11 protein-coding genes are annotated in these 16,406 nt (G+C 49.2%); 5 read left to right on the top strand and 6 right to left on the bottom strand.

The features are described from left to right. Window positions 1-86: 86 nt before the first annotated feature. The 4 genes from H6570_12150 to H6570_12135 all read right to left on the bottom strand — a co-directional run bounded on the left by H6570_12150 (window position 87) and on the right by H6570_12135 (window position 6,353). Entirely contained in the window at window positions 87-1,367 is a 1,281-nt protein-coding gene (locus H6570_12150) for a hypothetical protein (GenBank protein MCB9320031.1), read from the bottom strand. A gap of 10 nt (window positions 1,368-1,377) precedes the next feature. Next, window positions 1,378-3,762 carry a glycoside hydrolase family 92 protein gene (locus H6570_12145; protein MCB9320030.1) on the bottom strand — a complete coding sequence of 795 codons (2,385 nt, stop codon included), beginning with the start codon at window positions 3,760-3,762 and terminating at the stop codon, window positions 1,378-1,380. A 147-nt stretch (window positions 3,763-3,909) separates the two neighbouring features. Next, complete coding sequence (locus H6570_12140) at window positions 3,910-4,698, bottom strand: polysaccharide deacetylase family protein (protein MCB9320029.1); 789 nt, start codon at window positions 4,696-4,698, stop codon at window positions 3,910-3,912. Window positions 4,699-4,790: 92 nt separating this feature from the next. Next, window positions 4,791-6,353 (bottom strand): GMC family oxidoreductase, encoded by a 1,563-nt coding sequence (locus H6570_12135; protein ID MCB9320028.1) that lies wholly within the window; start codon window positions 6,351-6,353, stop codon window positions 4,791-4,793. Between the two features lie 130 nt (window positions 6,354-6,483). Between H6570_12135 and H6570_12130 the strand changes: the two genes are divergently transcribed. Further along, complete coding sequence (locus H6570_12130) at window positions 6,484-7,620, top strand: aminotransferase class I/II-fold pyridoxal phosphate-dependent enzyme (GenBank protein ID MCB9320027.1); 1,137 nt, start codon at window positions 6,484-6,486, stop codon at window positions 7,618-7,620. A 49-nt stretch (window positions 7,621-7,669) separates the two neighbouring features. On the opposite strand, the gene H6570_12125 is transcribed toward H6570_12130, so the two are convergent. Further along, entirely contained in the window at window positions 7,670-8,275 is a 606-nt protein-coding gene (locus H6570_12125) for a hypothetical protein (protein MCB9320026.1), read from the bottom strand. Between the two features lie 172 nt (window positions 8,276-8,447). On the opposite strand from H6570_12125, the gene H6570_12120 reads away from it, so the two are divergent. From H6570_12120 to H6570_12110, 3 genes are all read left to right on the top strand, one after another. Continuing rightward, window positions 8,448-9,590, top strand: a complete 1,143-nt coding sequence (locus H6570_12120) for a DUF4407 domain-containing protein (protein MCB9320025.1) — start codon at window positions 8,448-8,450, stop codon at window positions 9,588-9,590. Between the two features lie 186 nt (window positions 9,591-9,776). Next, a complete protein-coding gene (locus H6570_12115) occupies window positions 9,777-11,348 on the top strand; it encodes a beta-lactamase family protein (protein MCB9320024.1) in 1,572 nt (523 codons plus the stop codon). Window positions 11,349-11,421: 73 nt separating this feature from the next. After that, window positions 11,422-13,584 (top strand): carbohydrate binding family 9 domain-containing protein, encoded by a 2,163-nt coding sequence (locus H6570_12110; GenBank protein ID MCB9320023.1) that lies wholly within the window; start codon window positions 11,422-11,424, stop codon window positions 13,582-13,584. Window positions 13,585-14,022: 438 nt separating this feature from the next. Here H6570_12110 and H6570_12105 read toward each other — a convergent pair whose 3' ends face one another. Then, window positions 14,023-14,955: a hypothetical protein gene (locus tag H6570_12105; GenBank protein ID MCB9320022.1), complete on the bottom strand. Its 933-nt coding sequence runs from the start codon at window positions 14,953-14,955 to the stop codon at window positions 14,023-14,025. A 264-nt stretch (window positions 14,956-15,219) separates the two neighbouring features. Between H6570_12105 and H6570_12100 the strand changes: the two genes are divergently transcribed. Then, window positions 15,220-16,401: a beta-lactamase family protein gene (locus H6570_12100; GenBank protein ID MCB9320021.1), complete on the top strand. Its 1,182-nt coding sequence runs from the start codon at window positions 15,220-15,222 to the stop codon at window positions 16,399-16,401. Window positions 16,402-16,406 lie beyond the last annotated feature (5 nt).

Below are 16,406 nucleotides of genomic sequence, written 5' to 3'. Positions count from 1 at the left end.
GGAATCACTCATGGATTGGATGAATTAACTTCCAAGTAGGTTATTGAATAGAATTTTGACTATTCCCTGCTTCAACAGAACATAAATTAACGATTGTTCTCCTGGGCGTACACTTCGAACATTTTAATGGCATCGTACAAGACCCCGGCGGAACCGCGGAAGGTGCCGGACCCCTTAGGCTGGTTATCCACGGTATACCATTCGTAGAAGCCGTTATTGGCTTTCACTCTTTGCACCATGGGCTGAATTTGTTCGTATGCCTCGGCAACCATATCGTAACGGATAAGTTGCTGGATCATCCGGCCGCCGAACCAGGTCCAGTCCCCTCCATTTTGATAACTATAGGGACCCATGACCTTATTTTTAAAATAACCTTCCGGATAAACCGGGTACATGGTCAGTCCGATGGATGCGGCATGGGCATCTTTAACATCCTGGATCATCCTGTTCAATGAATTTTTAACTTCTTCCGGGGTGAGCAGGCCGGCTTCGATTGCCACAGCTGTTCCACCGTGGTAAAAGATGGCATTTTCATCAAAATCTGCTGGGAAAGGAGAGCCGTCGAGGTAGAGGTGAGGAATGAATTTCTGATGTTCGGCATCCCAGAGGTATTTCCGGCAGTTGGCAGCAACCTCATCGCGGATCGGCTGCCAGTGGTAGGCAGATTCCGGGATAAGCTCAATCAGGTTATCCAACGCAATGATGAACATGGCATTGTCGTAGATGTCGATGGCATAATGGGTTGAATCGGAGATATCCACGCCCCAGCCTCCTTCCGGCTGAACGTCACCCCAGTCTGCGGTAGTGGCGCCATAGATCAGGCCATACTTTTCGTTGTAGCGGTTTTTCATCAGGTAGCGCATCGCATCTTCCATGCGGTCACCTACGGTTTGTTGTCCCACCATCTCACGCAAAATGATGGTATCACCGGTTGCCTCTATGAACTTGTACACGGCTTGAACCAGAGAAGTCTCCTGATCCGTCTCCACGGTATTTTTATGCCCGACAAAATTGGATTCCAGGTCGGTGGTGATGCCATCGTAATCTTCTCCTGCTTTTGCCCTGGGCACAAATCCATCGATGATGTTCCCGTCGCGTCCCTGGAGTTTGAAAAAAACCAGCAGATTTCGTTTTAGCTCGTTGGAAGGAAAGGCTTGCGCAGAGAGCCTGATGAAGGTATTGTAATCGCGGATCCATACTTCGCCGTAGCCATCGCCCGCATTAAATCCGGTCTTCACCGTTTGCAGCGCTTTGTATTTCACCAGCGAAAACAAGGAGTCGTTTTGAATGGATTCGATCAATCTGGAATCACTTCCCGGATTACAGCCGATCCAGGTGAGGATCAGGACAAATGATAAGATTCTCATCAGTGACGGTTTAATATGTTGAAGGAGGAGGTACGCTGGCACCAAAATTTTCATTGGGTACGGAATCCATAACAAAATGCAGGACGCCGCCCTCAATCAGATCCTGGCGGTAAATCCAGCATTTATCCAATGCCTTACCAGCAAACGAAGCATCCCGGATGTAATAGTGACCGGGGCCGGAATTTTCCGTTTCGATAACCAGTTGTTTGCCTGGATTCTGTCCAATGTCAATCGTAACTTTCGGGAACAACGGGCTTCCAAACTGGAAAGTCGGCTTTTCCGCAGCGTGTCCCTGGACATCAAATAAACCCAGGGCTGCCATGACAAACCAGGCGCCCAGCTGGCCCTGATCCTCATCCTGACCATAGCCATAACCATGCAGTGGTTCCGTACCATAAAATTCATCGCAAATGATGTGTGTCCATTTCTGGGTAAGCCAGGGTTTACCGGAATAGTTGAATAGCCAGGGATGGAACAGGCAGGGCTGATTGCCCTGATTGTATAACTTCTCCAATCCGGAAAAACTGTCAAGCTCCTTACCGCCACCGAATACGCTCTTGCGTGATTCTTCAAATGTGTTCTCCAGGCGCTGGTTAAACAAATCATTGCCCAATACCTGTATGAGGGCGGCCGGGTCCTGTGGCACATACCAGGTATATTGGTAGGCATTGCCTTCCTGAAAACCGACCCACGGTTTCATAGGATCGAATGGATCGAGGAATTTACCGTCTGGATATTTCGGGCGGATGAATTTTGTCTCGGGATCAAATATGTTTTGCCAGTAACCGGACTGTTCGATCAGCTTTTGATAATCTTCCTGGCGCCCCATGGCACGGGCCATCTGAGCTACAGCATACGAGGTGAACGAATACTCCAGCGTATGTGATGTGCCAAAGTTAAATACCCAGCCATTCGACAACGTGGTGTCTTCAAAGGGCACATAATGCAGGTTGACAAACCGGTGGAGGTCGTATTTGCCGTTGCCGAGGCTGCGTCCGTGGTATTCCAGTTCATTTTTTACCGCAGCCTGATAACCGGTCTCAAAATCGAAATCCCGCAAACCGCAATTGTATGCGGCTGCAATCAATAACCCCTGGACGTTCGTCTGGACTCCATTGGTATATGCTCCGGCGGCTTCACCGTCATGCAGCCAGCCCATCCCGCGGTAAAAATCAATGTTAGACTGCAGGTAATCCTGGTAGTAGTCGGGGTAGGCAAGCGACCATAGCTGGCTGAGATTCCAGAAGCCGCCCCACATTCCGTCGGTATTGAAATGATGGTGCCGGGGAATGCCCTGATCATCCAAAGGAATCTGGCCGGCTCCCTGACCATGCAGTTTGTACTGGCCATTGACATCGCTGGCGATACCGCGTCCCAGTAGTGCATGGTACAAGCCGGTGTAAAATTTCACCTTGTCGCTTTCCAGTCCGCCTTCTACCCGGATCCGGGACAACCATTCGTTCCAGCGGGAGCTGGCGTTCCTCCGGACCGCATCAAAATCCAGCGACTTCGTCTCAGTTTCCAGGTTAAGCCGGGCATTTTCAATGCTGGTGTAAGAAAGTCCCACCTGCATTTCTACCACCTCATTTTCTTTGGTCTGAAAGGTCAGGTAAAGACCATTGTGAATGGTGTCCGTGGATGTTTGGCCAGGATACGTTATCTGGTCAACAAAAGAACCTACATGTTCTGGTTGTTTATTCAGGCGGGCGCAAAAATACATGGTCACATAGCGGTCCGGATCACAAAACTTGCAGTATTCCGGATAGGTCTCCACCGATCCTTCGATCTCGTTGCTATTGACCAAAGTGGCCGTTGCCCGGATCACATCACTGCTCTCACCCTGTTTATGCCCAATATCAAACAAGATGCCGGATGAATCCGAAGCGGGGAAAGTATAGCGGTGGTAACCAACACGTTCGGTGGCAGTGAGTTCGGCTTTAATGCCATAATCCTTAAGGGTAACCGCATAATAACCGGGTTCGGAAACCTCACTGGATTTGTCGAAGCGGGAACGGTAACCGGCATCCGGATCTTCCAATGTTCCCGGCACTGTTTTTAACTTGCCAGTGTAGGGCATGTCAACCACTCCGCCAATCTGAAATTCGTGGAAATGGCCAAAGCCTTCGATTGAAGTTTGCCGGTCGTCATAACCACCGGGCATCCAGGAGCCGATACTCTCATAGGCATTGGTATGTGGCGCCAGCTTTGCCATCCCGAAGGGCATGGCGGCGGGGGTATAAAAAAACCACCGGGCGTGTACGGCACCTAATTGCGGATCGACGTATTGAACGGCATTGTAACTTTCCAGGCTGGAGTTATTCGTGGATACTTTCTCACAAGCCATGAAGGTGATTGCCAGCAGGGCTAACAGGCAGACGTTATATTGTTTTGACATAGACCATTGCATAGGAATGAATTGACATTTACTTCGTTACTTGCACAGCAATCCCCAAAATTATTCATTGTTGGGGGATATTGTGGGCGCAAACAGCCACTAAAATCGAATAGGTGCAAACGTTGGCCTGAAGTTATTCATCCGCATTTAAAGATGCCTGATGAATACACCTGCCGGTTCCACAGCAACGTGGGGTAAAGCCACCAGCCGTTCCAGCAATTTTTCCAAAAATTCCGGATGAATTGGTCCCCAGCCTTCCTGATCCAGTCCATGGAGGTTCAGAATGAGCCAGCCACCATCCGTCTTTAGAAAATCGTTGATTTCCTTTTCAACGAAAGTGTCGCAGTAATCCGGGCCCTGACTCCAGCATCCCAGCCGCAGAGACTTATTCGTCGAGGGTATGGAGTTGGCCAGCTGATCTTTTAAGAGGAGCCCTCCTGAAGTACGCACTGCACTGACGCGCTCGAGAGCAAATGCTTCTAGTTCGGTCGTGGAAGCATTAAATGCAAAATTGTAAACTGCATAGGCAGGGTCGTACCCATCCAAATGACTTTCAAAATAATCGAAGCATTTGGTCATGTTTTCTTTCGCCTGTTTCTCTGGTATCCTGGTCAGGTTGAGGTGTTCCCAGGTATGCGGCATGATTTCATGTCCCCGGCCCTTGAGTTTGTTCCAGTCGTCGAAATTTCCCATCAGTTCCGGTAATATCCATTGATCTACGGCTTTAAAACCAGGGAGGTGACCGGAAGCGATCACATTGAGGCAGGCTTTTAAACCAAAATTTTCGTGGATCCCGGCGATGTGGTAGAAGGATTTCTTAAAGCCATCGTCGAAACTGAGCGTGATCCAATGCGTTTTGGAGGGTACAAATTTGGATAATAGCGGCAGGGTCAGACCCACCCGGGTGGATTGGATGATAAAATCTCTGCGTTTCATCCTTTGAATATCGCATTTTTTACAATGCCTTGAAATTCTTGTTCTTATAAACTTGAAGACCCAATAAATCAGATTTTCATCCCGGGTTACTGTCACTGTTGCTTGTCAGGTATCCGGGCCATGGCACGCTCACTGATAGCCGTAATGGTCAATGAAGGATTGACACCCGGGTTGGCAGAGATCATCGACCCATCGCAGACCAGCATGTTTTGGTACCCGAATATGCGATTGTTTTTGTCGATCACACCCTGTTCAGGGCTGGCTCCCATCACGGCACCTCCCAGCATATGTGCAGTAGTAGGGATGCCTAACAGGGTCTCGGTGAAACCGACAAAAGCCATGCCCTTAACTTGTTTTTCGTAATTGCGGACCAGGGGTGTTACCGCTGGAATAAAAGCCGAAGGTGCAGGTCCAGTTTCCGTCTGGGTCCTTAATGGAGTTATCCGTCCCTGCCGCAGCCGCAATGTGCTGTCGATGGTCTGCATAAACAGCAGATATGTTGACCGGGAAGCATAATCACCGATAAAAAAAGCCTTGAACCACTTGACCGGTTTGGTGATCAGGGTACTGATCAATGATCCGAACCGTCTGAATCCATTCCGTTCCGGGATCCAGGGCACCATCAGCAGCTTAAAAAAACCGGATCCTTTGCCATAGATGGTTGGCTCCAGGTGGCTATCGGCGTCTGTCTGCACGATCGACCCGATTGCAATGCCTTTGGTAAAGTCATCTTGTGTCTGGTCGGTGGAGACTACGTTGACCAGGGCCTCATTATTGGTACGGATCTGACGGCCGACCTGATCACTCAGACGGGGCAGGGAAGATTTCTTTAATTTGAGGAGCAATGGGACCGTCCCGAGCACGCCACCGGCGAAGACGACACCGGTCGACGTTACCGTTTTTCTTCCTCCATGCCGCGGCCGGTAAGTGATGGTATAACCCATGTCTCCGTTTCCGCTGTCCCGGGGCGATACGTCAGTAACCTGGCATTCCGCCAGTATTTTTGCTCCTCGTTGCTGAGCCAGGTACAGGTAGTTCTGATCCAGGGTGTTTTTTGCGCCATGCCTGCATCCGGTCATACAGGCACCGCAGTGGATACATCCGGTCCGGTCAGGTCCCTGTCCGGAAAAGTAGGGGTCTTTCACCTGCTGGCCTGGCTGTCCAAAATAAACGGCTACTTTGGTAGGTTCGTAATGTTGCGTTAACCCAAGATCCCTGGTGAGCATTTCCAAATGGTGGTCTGCAGTCCCCTGATAAGGGTGGGTGGTAGTGCCAAGCATACGATAGGCAAGCTCATAGAATGGCGCCAGTTCGGCCTTCCAATTTGCTAATTCCTGCCAGCTTCCGGAATTGTAAAAGTCATCATTAGGTACTGGAAGGGTATTGGCGTAAGTGAGGGATCCACCACCGACACCAACTCCGGACAAAGCTGTGATGTGGTTCAGAAAAGTCATTTTGAAAATACCACGCATGCCTAACCTGGGGGCCCACAACCATTTCCGGAGCTGCCAGTTGTTCTTTGCAAAGTCATCTGGTTTCCACCATTTGCCCTTTTCGATCACCAACACACGATAGCCTTTTTCACTCAGACGCAAGGCGCTGACAGACCCGCCAAATCCGCTTCCGATGATGATGTAGTCGTAATCAAGCTCCATAGTGAACCAAAGTTAGGTGGAATTGGATAACCTGCCCGTTGTTCATGGGCATACCTTCTAAAATTCCACGTTAAGACCTTTCGCTTTAAGGTATTCCAAACTTATTTTAACTTAGTAAAAAACTAAAAGCATGCAGGAAGGTATGAACCGTCGCGCGTGGTTGCGCAATTCCGGGCTGGCCGCAATTGGGTTGTCCCTGAATCTTAAGTCCCTTGGGAATGAAGAACGATTGCTTCGCAACTTTGGCAAGGCAGAAGGGCTGATCAACCTGGGATCCAATGAAAACCCCTATGGCATCGCTCCGGGAGCGAAAGAGGCCATTGCCGACATGACCGGACTATCCAATCGCTATCAGTTTAATATCCCATCCATGCAAGGCTTCCGTAAAACTCTGGCCAACTATTACGGCCTGGAGTCTGACCAGGTATTGGTGACCGCAGGATCCAGTGAAGGCCTGAACCTGGCCGCCCGGCATTTTAGTGGAGGCCCGGTGGTTACAGCCACGCCTACCTTTTTTATTCTGCCGGAATTAAGTAAGAAACTGGGGAACGACGTCATCGAAGTACCCGTGACCTCTGCCGGTGTGCATGATCTGGATGCTATGGCCGGGAAGGTCACCAGTTCGACCAAACTGGTTTATATCTGCAATCCGGCAAACCCGACCGCTACCATCCTCGATGCAGCCAAATTGCGTGATTTTACAACCTCCATCCCCCGCAATACCGTGGTGCTTATCGATGAGGCTTATATGGATTTTCAGGAAGATCCTCAGGCCATGTCGATGATGGACCTGGTCCACGATCATCCGAACGTTTTGATCCTGCGTACATTTTCCAAGATCCATGGGATGGCTGGCTTACGGGTAGGATTTGCCGCTGGTCACGCCTCCCTGATCAAGGCACTGGGGGAAAACTTTTTTGACAGCACGGAAATGTGTGTGAGCAACCTGACCATGGCCGCCGCCGCAGCCAGTATGGAAGACGAAGCATACCGGAATAAAGTACGCGGATGGAATAAAGATGCACGTTCCTACGCGATGCATGCCATTCAACAGATGGGCCGCCCAACCCTGGACTCGGCCACGAATTTCTTTATGTTCGATCTGGGCAAATATCCGGGTGATTTTGCACCGGATATGCTGGCAAAGGGTTATATCATCCGTTCAAATAATTTTGGCGGGGGCAAATGGTGTCGGGTTTCCATCGGAACCATGGATGAAATGAAATCCTTTGTCGGCGCTGTGCAGGATATGGTGGGGCAGTTTTGATGGGGTATGAGGTGCGTGGTATGAGGTGTGCGGTATGAGGTGCGTGGTGTTAATAGGTTAATCGGGGAGGGAAGTCTCCTTTCAGCAGCACATTTACATCCAGTCCGTTCATGATGCAGGTATGCATCATGAGGTCATTTGAACCGATGATTCCTCCCAGTTCCTGTAATTTTTCAGCAAAGTCAAGACGATAATCCATATGGATTTTATCCGCCAGATTACTGAGTTTGAATATGCGGTTGATGAGGTATTCGTATAGCTTAATCTGGTCCCGTGGATTGCTGTGAAGGTATTGGCCCTTGACCACCAGGAGCGCCTCATGGATCAATAGCAGATTTAGTTCTATTTCACCGTATTTGTCCCCGGTAACCCTCAAATGCCGCGTTATGTGGGCACTCTGACTGCGTACTTCTGAAATTAATGCACGGATCCGTCCGCGTCCTGAGGATACCTGTTTGATATTTTTTTGAATGCTGTTGTGAAGTTTCTCCCGTCGTTCTTCTACAGTAGACCGGTCCTCCAGCAGCTGAAACTCCAGTTGCTCCATCAGAATGGGATCCTTGGCGATCAACCTGAACAGATACTTATCCTTTTCTTTGGATGTTAAGTGGGATATGGCTTTTTTCAATTCATCGGAGAGTGTCGTACGTGCCATGGTTCTGTGGTTCCTGAGCTAAAGATGCGGAAATATTTCTCGTTGATCAAGGGGGGCTACTGATAGTATAACTGCCAGAACTCGTCGAAAAATCAAGTCGTAGCATACGAAACCGCCCTAATTTCCGGTTAACAATTTCATTCAAACACATTTATATTAAACCTGATACATTATGGAAAGCATCCAGCGCTTCTTTCTATTCTGCTCCGGAGTTCACCCGTCCGTTTTGAAAAGATGTCCTACTGATTACAACAAATACACGGGTATTGGAGCGACGATCTTCTTTACCGGTGTGCTTGCCTTTATTGCGGCAGGTTATGCCATCTATACGGTTTTCCAGTCCTGGATCCCCGCCGTGGGTTTCGGCCTTGTCTGGGGATTGATGATCTTTAATCTGGACCGCTACATTGTTTCCAGCATGAAGCGTCGCGGAAATGGCTTCAAAGACTTTCTGGTTGCACTTCCCCGTATTGTGTTTGCCGTTCTCATAGCCCTGGTTATCTCCAAACCTCTCGAATTAAAGATATTTGACCGGGAGATCCAGGCTGAGTTGGTAAGTATGCGCCAGGAAGTTCGCAAAGATCAGGAGGATAAGGTCAAAGCCCGCTATACCGGAGATTTCGAAAAATTACAGTCCGAGATAGCCAGCTTAAAATCAGAGGAAGAAGTCCAGAAGGCACACCGTGATGAACTGGCGTTGGCAGCTCAACAGGAAGCGGATGGCACTGGTGGATCCAAGCAACGCAACCTGGGTCCCATCTATCAGGTCAAGAAAGCCGATGCGGACCGTGCCGAGCAGGAATACCAGGATGTCCTGGCCCGCAATGAACCCTTGATCCGCGATAAAGAAGCCCAAATGCAGGCAATGCAAACAGCTCAGCAAACCGATGTGACCGGATTGGAAGATACCCCGTTCAATGGGTTCGCTGCCCGTCTGGAAGCACTAAGCCGTCTGGGTGCAAAGAGTCAGGCCATCTGGATTGCCAGTCTTTTCATTATGTTGTTGTTTATCGCAATTGAAACGGCTCCCATCTTTGTCAAACTCATTTCTTCACGTAGTCCCTATGACCTGGTCCTGCATGAACACGAGCATCAGTTTGAGATGCACCATTCCAGACAGACGACTTTGCTGAAAAATGCAATTCAACGGGATCTTGAATTTGATCAGAATACCGGATCGTACCGGACCCAGGCTGCCATTCGTGCCGAAAAACAATTGATTGACCAGGCCTTGAATGAGGAAGTGGAAAAAATCAAACGCTCACCATTAAGCTGGCGGGAGATGCTTAAAAAAGGCCTGATGATGAATCAGTGATAACGTGTTTAAGTGTTTAAGTGTTTACGTTTTGACGGTGATGGGACTTGACGTCCATAATACCATAATACCAAACACCAAAACACCAAAACACCGTAACATTGTAATTCCTAAATACCATAAAACCAATTCACCACAAATCCGAAACCCGGTGATAATGCAGTATCTTGGATCAAAACCAAGATCATGGATGGCCGTAAGCTTTTTTTCCTTGTTACCGTAATGCTGGCGATGCAATGTAAACAGAGCCAGGAACCGGTCACCTCCAATGCAATCAGTCCGGTAAAGGTGGCAGGCGATTTTCAGCCGGCAGCATTTACCCAAACGGACCGGACACAACGCGTACTGGCGCTGGTCCCCCGGATTGATTCGATTTTTGAAGCCTACGCTACAACACAACATTTTCCATCGTATGTCTACGGCATTGTCCTGGACGGAGCCATGATCCATCAGCAGGGTTGGGGTGAACTTAATCTCGAAACCCATGCCAAGCCGGATGGCCAGACACTCTACCGGGTAGCATCCATGACGAAGAGCCTGACGGCCATGGCCATATTAAAGCTACAGGAAGCGGGAAAGCTGAATGTCCAGGATCCGGCAGAGAAATACATTCCTGAATTAAAAAACCTGCCATATCCTACCCGGGAAGCAAAACCCATCACCATCCATCAGTTACTTACAATGACAGCCGGATTTCCGGAGGATAACCCCTGGGCTGACCGCCAGCTGCAGGACTCGGATGAGGAACTGCTTGCTTTTGTCAGCAAAGGAGTTGCTTTTTCGACCCCGCCGGGCACCGGATTTGAATACAGCAATTTGGGTTTCGCGCTATTGGGCCAGGTGATCATCAAAGCCAGCGGTATGCCCTATCAGCAATACATGAATGAATACATATTAGGCCCGATCGGGATGACTCATAGTATCTGGGATTATGAGACCGCCGGTGATACCCCGCTGGCTCTGGGTTATCGATGGGAGGAAGAACAATGGAAGCTGGAGCCCATCCTCAAGGATGGAGCCTATGCCTGTATGGGCGGTTTTATCAGCACGCTGGAAGACTGGGCGCGGTATGAGGCCTATCTGCTGAGTGCCTGGCCTTCCGGGAGTGAAGGATTGCCCGGTCCGGTAGCAGCATCCTCGGTGCGGGCTATGCAACAACCATATGCATTAAGAGGTATCGGACAGAAGACGGATGATCCGGAAGGCCCCTGCGGGTCAGCAGCTTTTTATGGTTATGGTCTGGGATGGAGCCAGAATTGCCATGGACTCACGTTCATTGCACATAGCGGGGGACTACCCGGGTATGGCAGCGTCCACATTTTTATTCCGGAATTAGGCCTTGGGATTATGGCTTTTGCTAACCGTACGTATGCGGGCATGGGTACGCCGACCAATAAAGCACTGGACCTGATCATTCAAGATGCCGGACTTGAACAAAGGTCAATTCATCCTTCATCTGTGCTGGAATCCATGCGGTCCGCTCTGGCGGATCTGCTACCCGCCTGGCCGGATTCGCCGCGGGACAGCTTGTTTGCCGAAAATTTCTTTCTGGATCAATCGAAAGCGCTGCGGCTGCAGGACATCCATAAAGTATATGACCAGATTGGACCAGTGGATTCGATTGGTCCGATGATCCCGTTGAACCAATTGCGTGGCCGGTTTACCCTCTACGGAAAATCCGGGCAAGCCAGGGTGTTTTTTACCTGCAGTCCGGAGGAACAACCCAAGATTCAGTATCTGGATGTCCGGACGGAATAGGGGATATTCCACCTGGATCCGCATTCTTTCTGTAAAGTAGTTTATATTGGGGCTCGCAAAAATAACGGGAGCTATGAGGTATTTAATATGGTTTGTTTTTGTGGTTTCATTGACCAATGTGATGCATGCCCAGAAGATCAACAGCAAATACCAGCTTTCCGTTTTCCACACAACCGAACCGCTACAAATCGATGGATTACTGGATGAGGCAACCTGGCAGAATGCAGACGTAGCCGACCAGTTTAATATGGTCTTACCCATGGATACCAGCAAAGCCCGGATCCTCACGCAGGTCCGCATGGCTTACGACGACAAGAATCTGTACCTCAGTGCCGTATGCAATCATCCAGTCGGCCAACGCTACATTGTTCAATCACTGCGAAGGGATTTTACCTTTGGCAAGAATGACAATTTTCTGTTTTTTATGGATCCCTTCAATGACCTGACCAATGGGTTTTCGTTTGGTGCCAATGCTGCTGGCGCCCAGTGGGATGGGACCATGTATGGGGGAGGGTCGGTCGATCTCAGCTGGGACAATAAGTGGACTTCTGCCGTGCATGCCTTCGATGATAAATACATCATCGAAATGGCTATCCCGTTTAAGAGCATTCGATATAAGAGGGGAATAAAGGAATGGGGTGTCAATTTTAGTCGCCTGGATGTACAGAGCACCGAAAAAAGTGCCTGGGCGCCTGTGCCGCGACAATTTCCGACTGCATCGCTTGCTTATACCGGATCCATCGTATTTGATGAGCCGCCACCACCGGCAGGGGCTAATATATCGGTGATTCCCTACGTGCTGACCAATGTATCCAAGGATTATTCTAAGGATGATAAGGCTGGATTTAATTACCGCGTGGGTGGTGATGCCAAAATTGCGATCAACTCGTCCCTTAACCTGGATCTTACCATCAATCCGGATTTCTCGCAGGTGGAGGTGGATCAACAACAAACCAATCTGGACCGGTTTGAACTGTTTTTCCCGGAACGTCGTCAGTTCTTCCTGGAGAATGGGGACTTATTCAACAACTTTGGGTATTCTACAATTCGTCCTTTTTTCTCCCGCCGTATCGGGCTGGATGCACCCATCGATGCCGGACTCCGTTTAAGTGGTAAGCTCAATGAAAACTGGCGTATCGGGGTGATGGACATGCAAACCCGTAAAGTGGGTGAGACGGGATTGTCCGCCCAGAACTTTGGCGTGTTCGCCTTGCAGCGAAAGGTGTTTAGCCGGTCAAACATCGGGATGATGTTCGTCAATAAAGTTGCGGTGGGCGAAAGAAGTCCTTCGGATCCGGGTTCGGCCTACAACCGGAACCTGGGCCTGGAATACAACCTGGCATCTTCAAACAACTTGTGGACCGGTAAAGCGCTTTTTCTGAAATCATGGAGCCCGGATTCTCAGGGTAAAGATTTCATTCATGCCGGCCACCTGCAATATTCCAGCCGGGATTGGAAAATCCTCTGGCAGCATGAGATTGTAGGCAAGGACTTCAAAGCAGAAGTAGGCTTTGTTCCCCGCACGGGATACATCCATCTGACTCCCAGCATCGGCCATTTGTTTTTCCCCAAGGGAGGTTCGGTGCTCAGTCATGGTCCGACCTTGGGATCATCGATTTATTTCGACGATCAGGGACGCTTTACGGACAATACCACCTACATGATGTATGATCTTAATTTCCGGAGCCAGAGTGTGTTTACGGCCTGGGTAGGTTACGATTATGTCGAATTACTGCAGCCTTTTGACCCGACCAATACCGGCAAGGAGAAACTCAAAGTCGGCTCCCGACACAACTGGCGTTCCTTTGGTACCATCTTTACCTCCAAGCCCCAAAGCCTGTTTACCTACGGCTTCTCCACGCGTTATGGAGGATATTATCAGCATGGTAAACGGCTAAACATCACCACAGACATTGGATACCGTTTCCAACCCTACGTCAGCCTGGCTCTGAATACCAACTACAACCTCATCCAACTTGATGCTCCCTGGAACAATACCACATTTTGGCTGGTCGGTCCACGGCTGGATGTTACCCTGACAAACAAGCTATACTTTACTACGTTTGTTCAGTATAATCAGCAGACCGACAACCTGAATATCAATGCCCGTCTGCAGTGGCGTTACCAGCCAGCTTCCGATATCTTCCTGGTGTTTACCGATAATTATCTGCCGGATCCTTTCTCCATCCGCAACCGGGCGGTGGTGCTCAAGGTGAATTATTGGTGGAATTTGTAGAAGAGGTAGAAGAGGTATCAGAGGTAAAAGAAGTATCAGAAGTATTACGCCCATTAGCCCCACGGCTTTAGCCTGGGGACTGAAGAAACATTTAAAGAAGTATTACGCTCATTAGCCCCACGGCTTTAGCCTGGGGACTGAAGAAACATTTAAAAGAAGTATCACACCTCATAGCCCCACGGCTTTAGCCTGGGGACTAAAGGAACATTTATCATAAATATTACGCCCATTAGCCCCACGGCTTTAGCCTGGGGAATGAAAGAACATTTATCAGAAGTATTACGCCCCATAGCCCCACGGCTTTAGCCTGGGGATTGGAGAAACATTTAGAGAGGTATTACGCCCCATAGCCCCATGGCTTTAGCCTGGGGAATGAAATAAAAAGGCAGGTGATCGATCACCTGCCTTTTTGTGCCATGAAGTGGGGCGGCTAATGCTTTAATTGCAGTCGGTTTCATATGCTACATCGAGATGGATGCCATAGTATTTGGCTTGTGGTACCGTTACGGTCGCAGTCTGGCTGCCGAAAAGTGCCGTAGACTTCCAGGCGAATTGGCCCGGTGCAGGATTTTTGGCTGGGGGAGTACGGGAATAATCCTGAATCTTGATGTTGTAGTCCTGATTTGGATCAGACAGATCGTAGTAAAAAATGAAACCCGGGTTCAGGTTGATGGTAATGGTTACCATCCCCGCGGAAGGTGCCGATAAAATGGCCGTTCCGGCTGGTAGGGTTTGGCCGGCATAAACCGGAACCGTCATTTCCGCCCCTCCGTACGTGGTATAAGTGGCCCAGTTTCCTCTCTTTACATAGCGTGTTCCGGCGGCCCAGGCGGTTTCTTCCTGGTAACATGGTGCAGGAGGCGCTTCACACAGGGTGTTGCTCCAGCAGAATGTCACATGGCTGATATCAAACAGTTGCCCTGATCTTGGATTAAGGGCAGCTACCAGTCCTTCATCCACGCAGGAACCTTCCGGATAACTGTAAATATTGGCATAGGTGCCTCCTTTTACGATCACTTTACACACTTCGTAATCACTGCTCCAGGTAAATGTTTTACCGTCGCTGGATGTAATGACAATTTCATTGGCGGCAGGAGTGCCGGGCTGTGCATTGGGATCGGAATGAGTGCCATCCATACCAACAGACTGCCAATTATCAATTTTATAGGCGGAGCCCATACAATCACCGGCTCTTTGGCATTCACTCGCTGCATCTCCTATAGCTGTCCAATCGCCAACGACGATTGGGGTGACAGAGGCACGCGTTTCGAGTTTTGACTGGCTGGCAGGGGTTGGCTGATTAGGGTATTTTTCGCAAGCTGTCATCGCAAGGATCACCGCAACGGCGAATAATTGTTGCATCTTCTTCATAAGGGGAATAATTTTTTGGTTCAATAACGTGATTGAAAATTGTAGTTGACTCTGGTATCTTGGGGTATAGCGCAATAGCAGAGGTGACTAACCTCAATGCAAGTCGAGAGGGGTGATAAATGATTGTTCCGGGTGCAAAATTATTCAAGTCCAAATATATTTTTTGAAAAAAATTGTGAAGGTAAATCTTACTTCATTACGTGCCGGATGACCTAAATTGTTGTAGTAAAATTGATTCACAGTAAAGGATAACAAAAGTCAATCATGCCATCTAATAGTTCATTCCACAGGGCGTTGTACATGCTGCTGTTTAGTTTCCTGAGTACCATGACTGGGATCACCCAAAACATGCAAATGTGGAACCAGCTCAATGATTCAATCCAATCGATCCTCGGCAAAAATCATATCGTCGGTGCGGGATTGATGATCGTTTCGCCAGGGTCAACCCTGGAGTCCTATTTTGGCCAGGCCGACCGGGAGACCAAACAGGCCGTTGATGCGGAGACGTTGTTTCACTGGGCATCCATTACCAAGACCTTCACCGGTATCTGTGCGATGCAGGCAGTGCAGGAAGGCCTGCTGGAGCTGGATAAGCCCATAACCTATTATCTGCCGGAAACCAGAGTTATCCACAATCCATTTGGTTCAATGGACGATATTACTGTGCGTCACCTGATGACCCATTCCAGCGGATTGCGCAATCCCACCTGGCCCTGGGGCGGCAGCCAGCCCTGGCATCCTTTTGAACCTACCGATTGGTCCCAACTGGTTGCGATGATGCCCTACACGGAGATTCAATTCCAACCCGGTAGCAAATACAGTTATTCCAACCCCGGCATTACTTTCCTGGGACGGATCCTGGAGACCTTATATGACGAAGACATCGAGATCATTGTTCGCAAGCGGATATTAATGCCTCTCGAAATGAATAAAACGTATTTTGACGTCACCCCTCCGTACCTACAGGGTCACCGCTCCAATAGTTATGCCGTGGAGCCGGATGGCAGCCTGATCACACACGGCAAGGAATTCGATACGGGAATTACCAAAGGAAACGGAGGATTAAATGCATCATTCCGGGATATGAAAAACTATTTGCAATTTCTCCTTAATGTGGCCGGGGGAGGGGAATCTCCTTTGTTGTCGACTGAAGCCTGGGAGACGATGATCAGCCCGGTGCTGCCTACTGATGAGGAAGGTGAATCCATTGGTACCATTTTATTTGTATTGAACCGGAACATGGATGGGAAGCAGGAAATGTTTTACGGACATACCGGTAGCCAGAAGGGATTCCAGGCATTTCTGTATTTGTATCCCGATCAAAAGAAGGCAGCTCTTTTTAACATGAACACAGAAATCTGGGGCGCTGACAACACCTCGGATCTTAGCCGGGATGTGCTTTACCAGATCCGTGAACTGGTTTTAAAATACCTTGCCGGTAATTAACCTAT

This window comes from Lewinellaceae bacterium, from assembly GCA_020636135.1.
Taxonomy (GTDB): Bacteria; Bacteroidota; Bacteroidia; order Chitinophagales; family Saprospiraceae; genus JAGQXC01.
This window is presented reverse-complemented; position numbering and strand designations above follow the sequence as displayed.

Coding starts and splice junctions, on each gene's coding strand:
- H6570_12150 (MCB9320031.1), bottom strand. CDS start 1,367: ATGAGAATCTTATCATTTGTCCTGATCCTCACCTGGATCGGCTGTAAT.
- H6570_12145 (MCB9320030.1), bottom strand. CDS start 3,762: ATGTCAAAACAATATAACGTCTGCCTGTTAGCCCTGCTGGCAATCACC.
- H6570_12140 (MCB9320029.1), bottom strand. CDS start 4,698: ATGAAACGCAGAGATTTTATCATCCAATCCACCCGGGTGGGTCTGACC.
- H6570_12135 (MCB9320028.1), bottom strand. CDS start 6,353: ATGGAGCTTGATTACGACTACATCATCATCGGAAGCGGATTTGGCGGG.
- H6570_12130 (MCB9320027.1), top strand. CDS start 6,484: ATGCAGGAAGGTATGAACCGTCGCGCGTGGTTGCGCAATTCCGGGCTG.
- H6570_12125 (MCB9320026.1), bottom strand. CDS start 8,275: ATGGCACGTACGACACTCTCCGATGAATTGAAAAAAGCCATATCCCAC.
- H6570_12120 (MCB9320025.1), top strand. CDS start 8,448: ATGGAAAGCATCCAGCGCTTCTTTCTATTCTGCTCCGGAGTTCACCCG.
- H6570_12115 (MCB9320024.1), top strand. CDS start 9,777: ATGGATGGCCGTAAGCTTTTTTTCCTTGTTACCGTAATGCTGGCGATG.
- H6570_12110 (MCB9320023.1), top strand. CDS start 11,422: ATGAGGTATTTAATATGGTTTGTTTTTGTGGTTTCATTGACCAATGTG.
- H6570_12105 (MCB9320022.1), bottom strand. CDS start 14,955: ATGAAGAAGATGCAACAATTATTCGCCGTTGCGGTGATCCTTGCGATG.
- H6570_12100 (MCB9320021.1), top strand. CDS start 15,220: ATGCCATCTAATAGTTCATTCCACAGGGCGTTGTACATGCTGCTGTTT.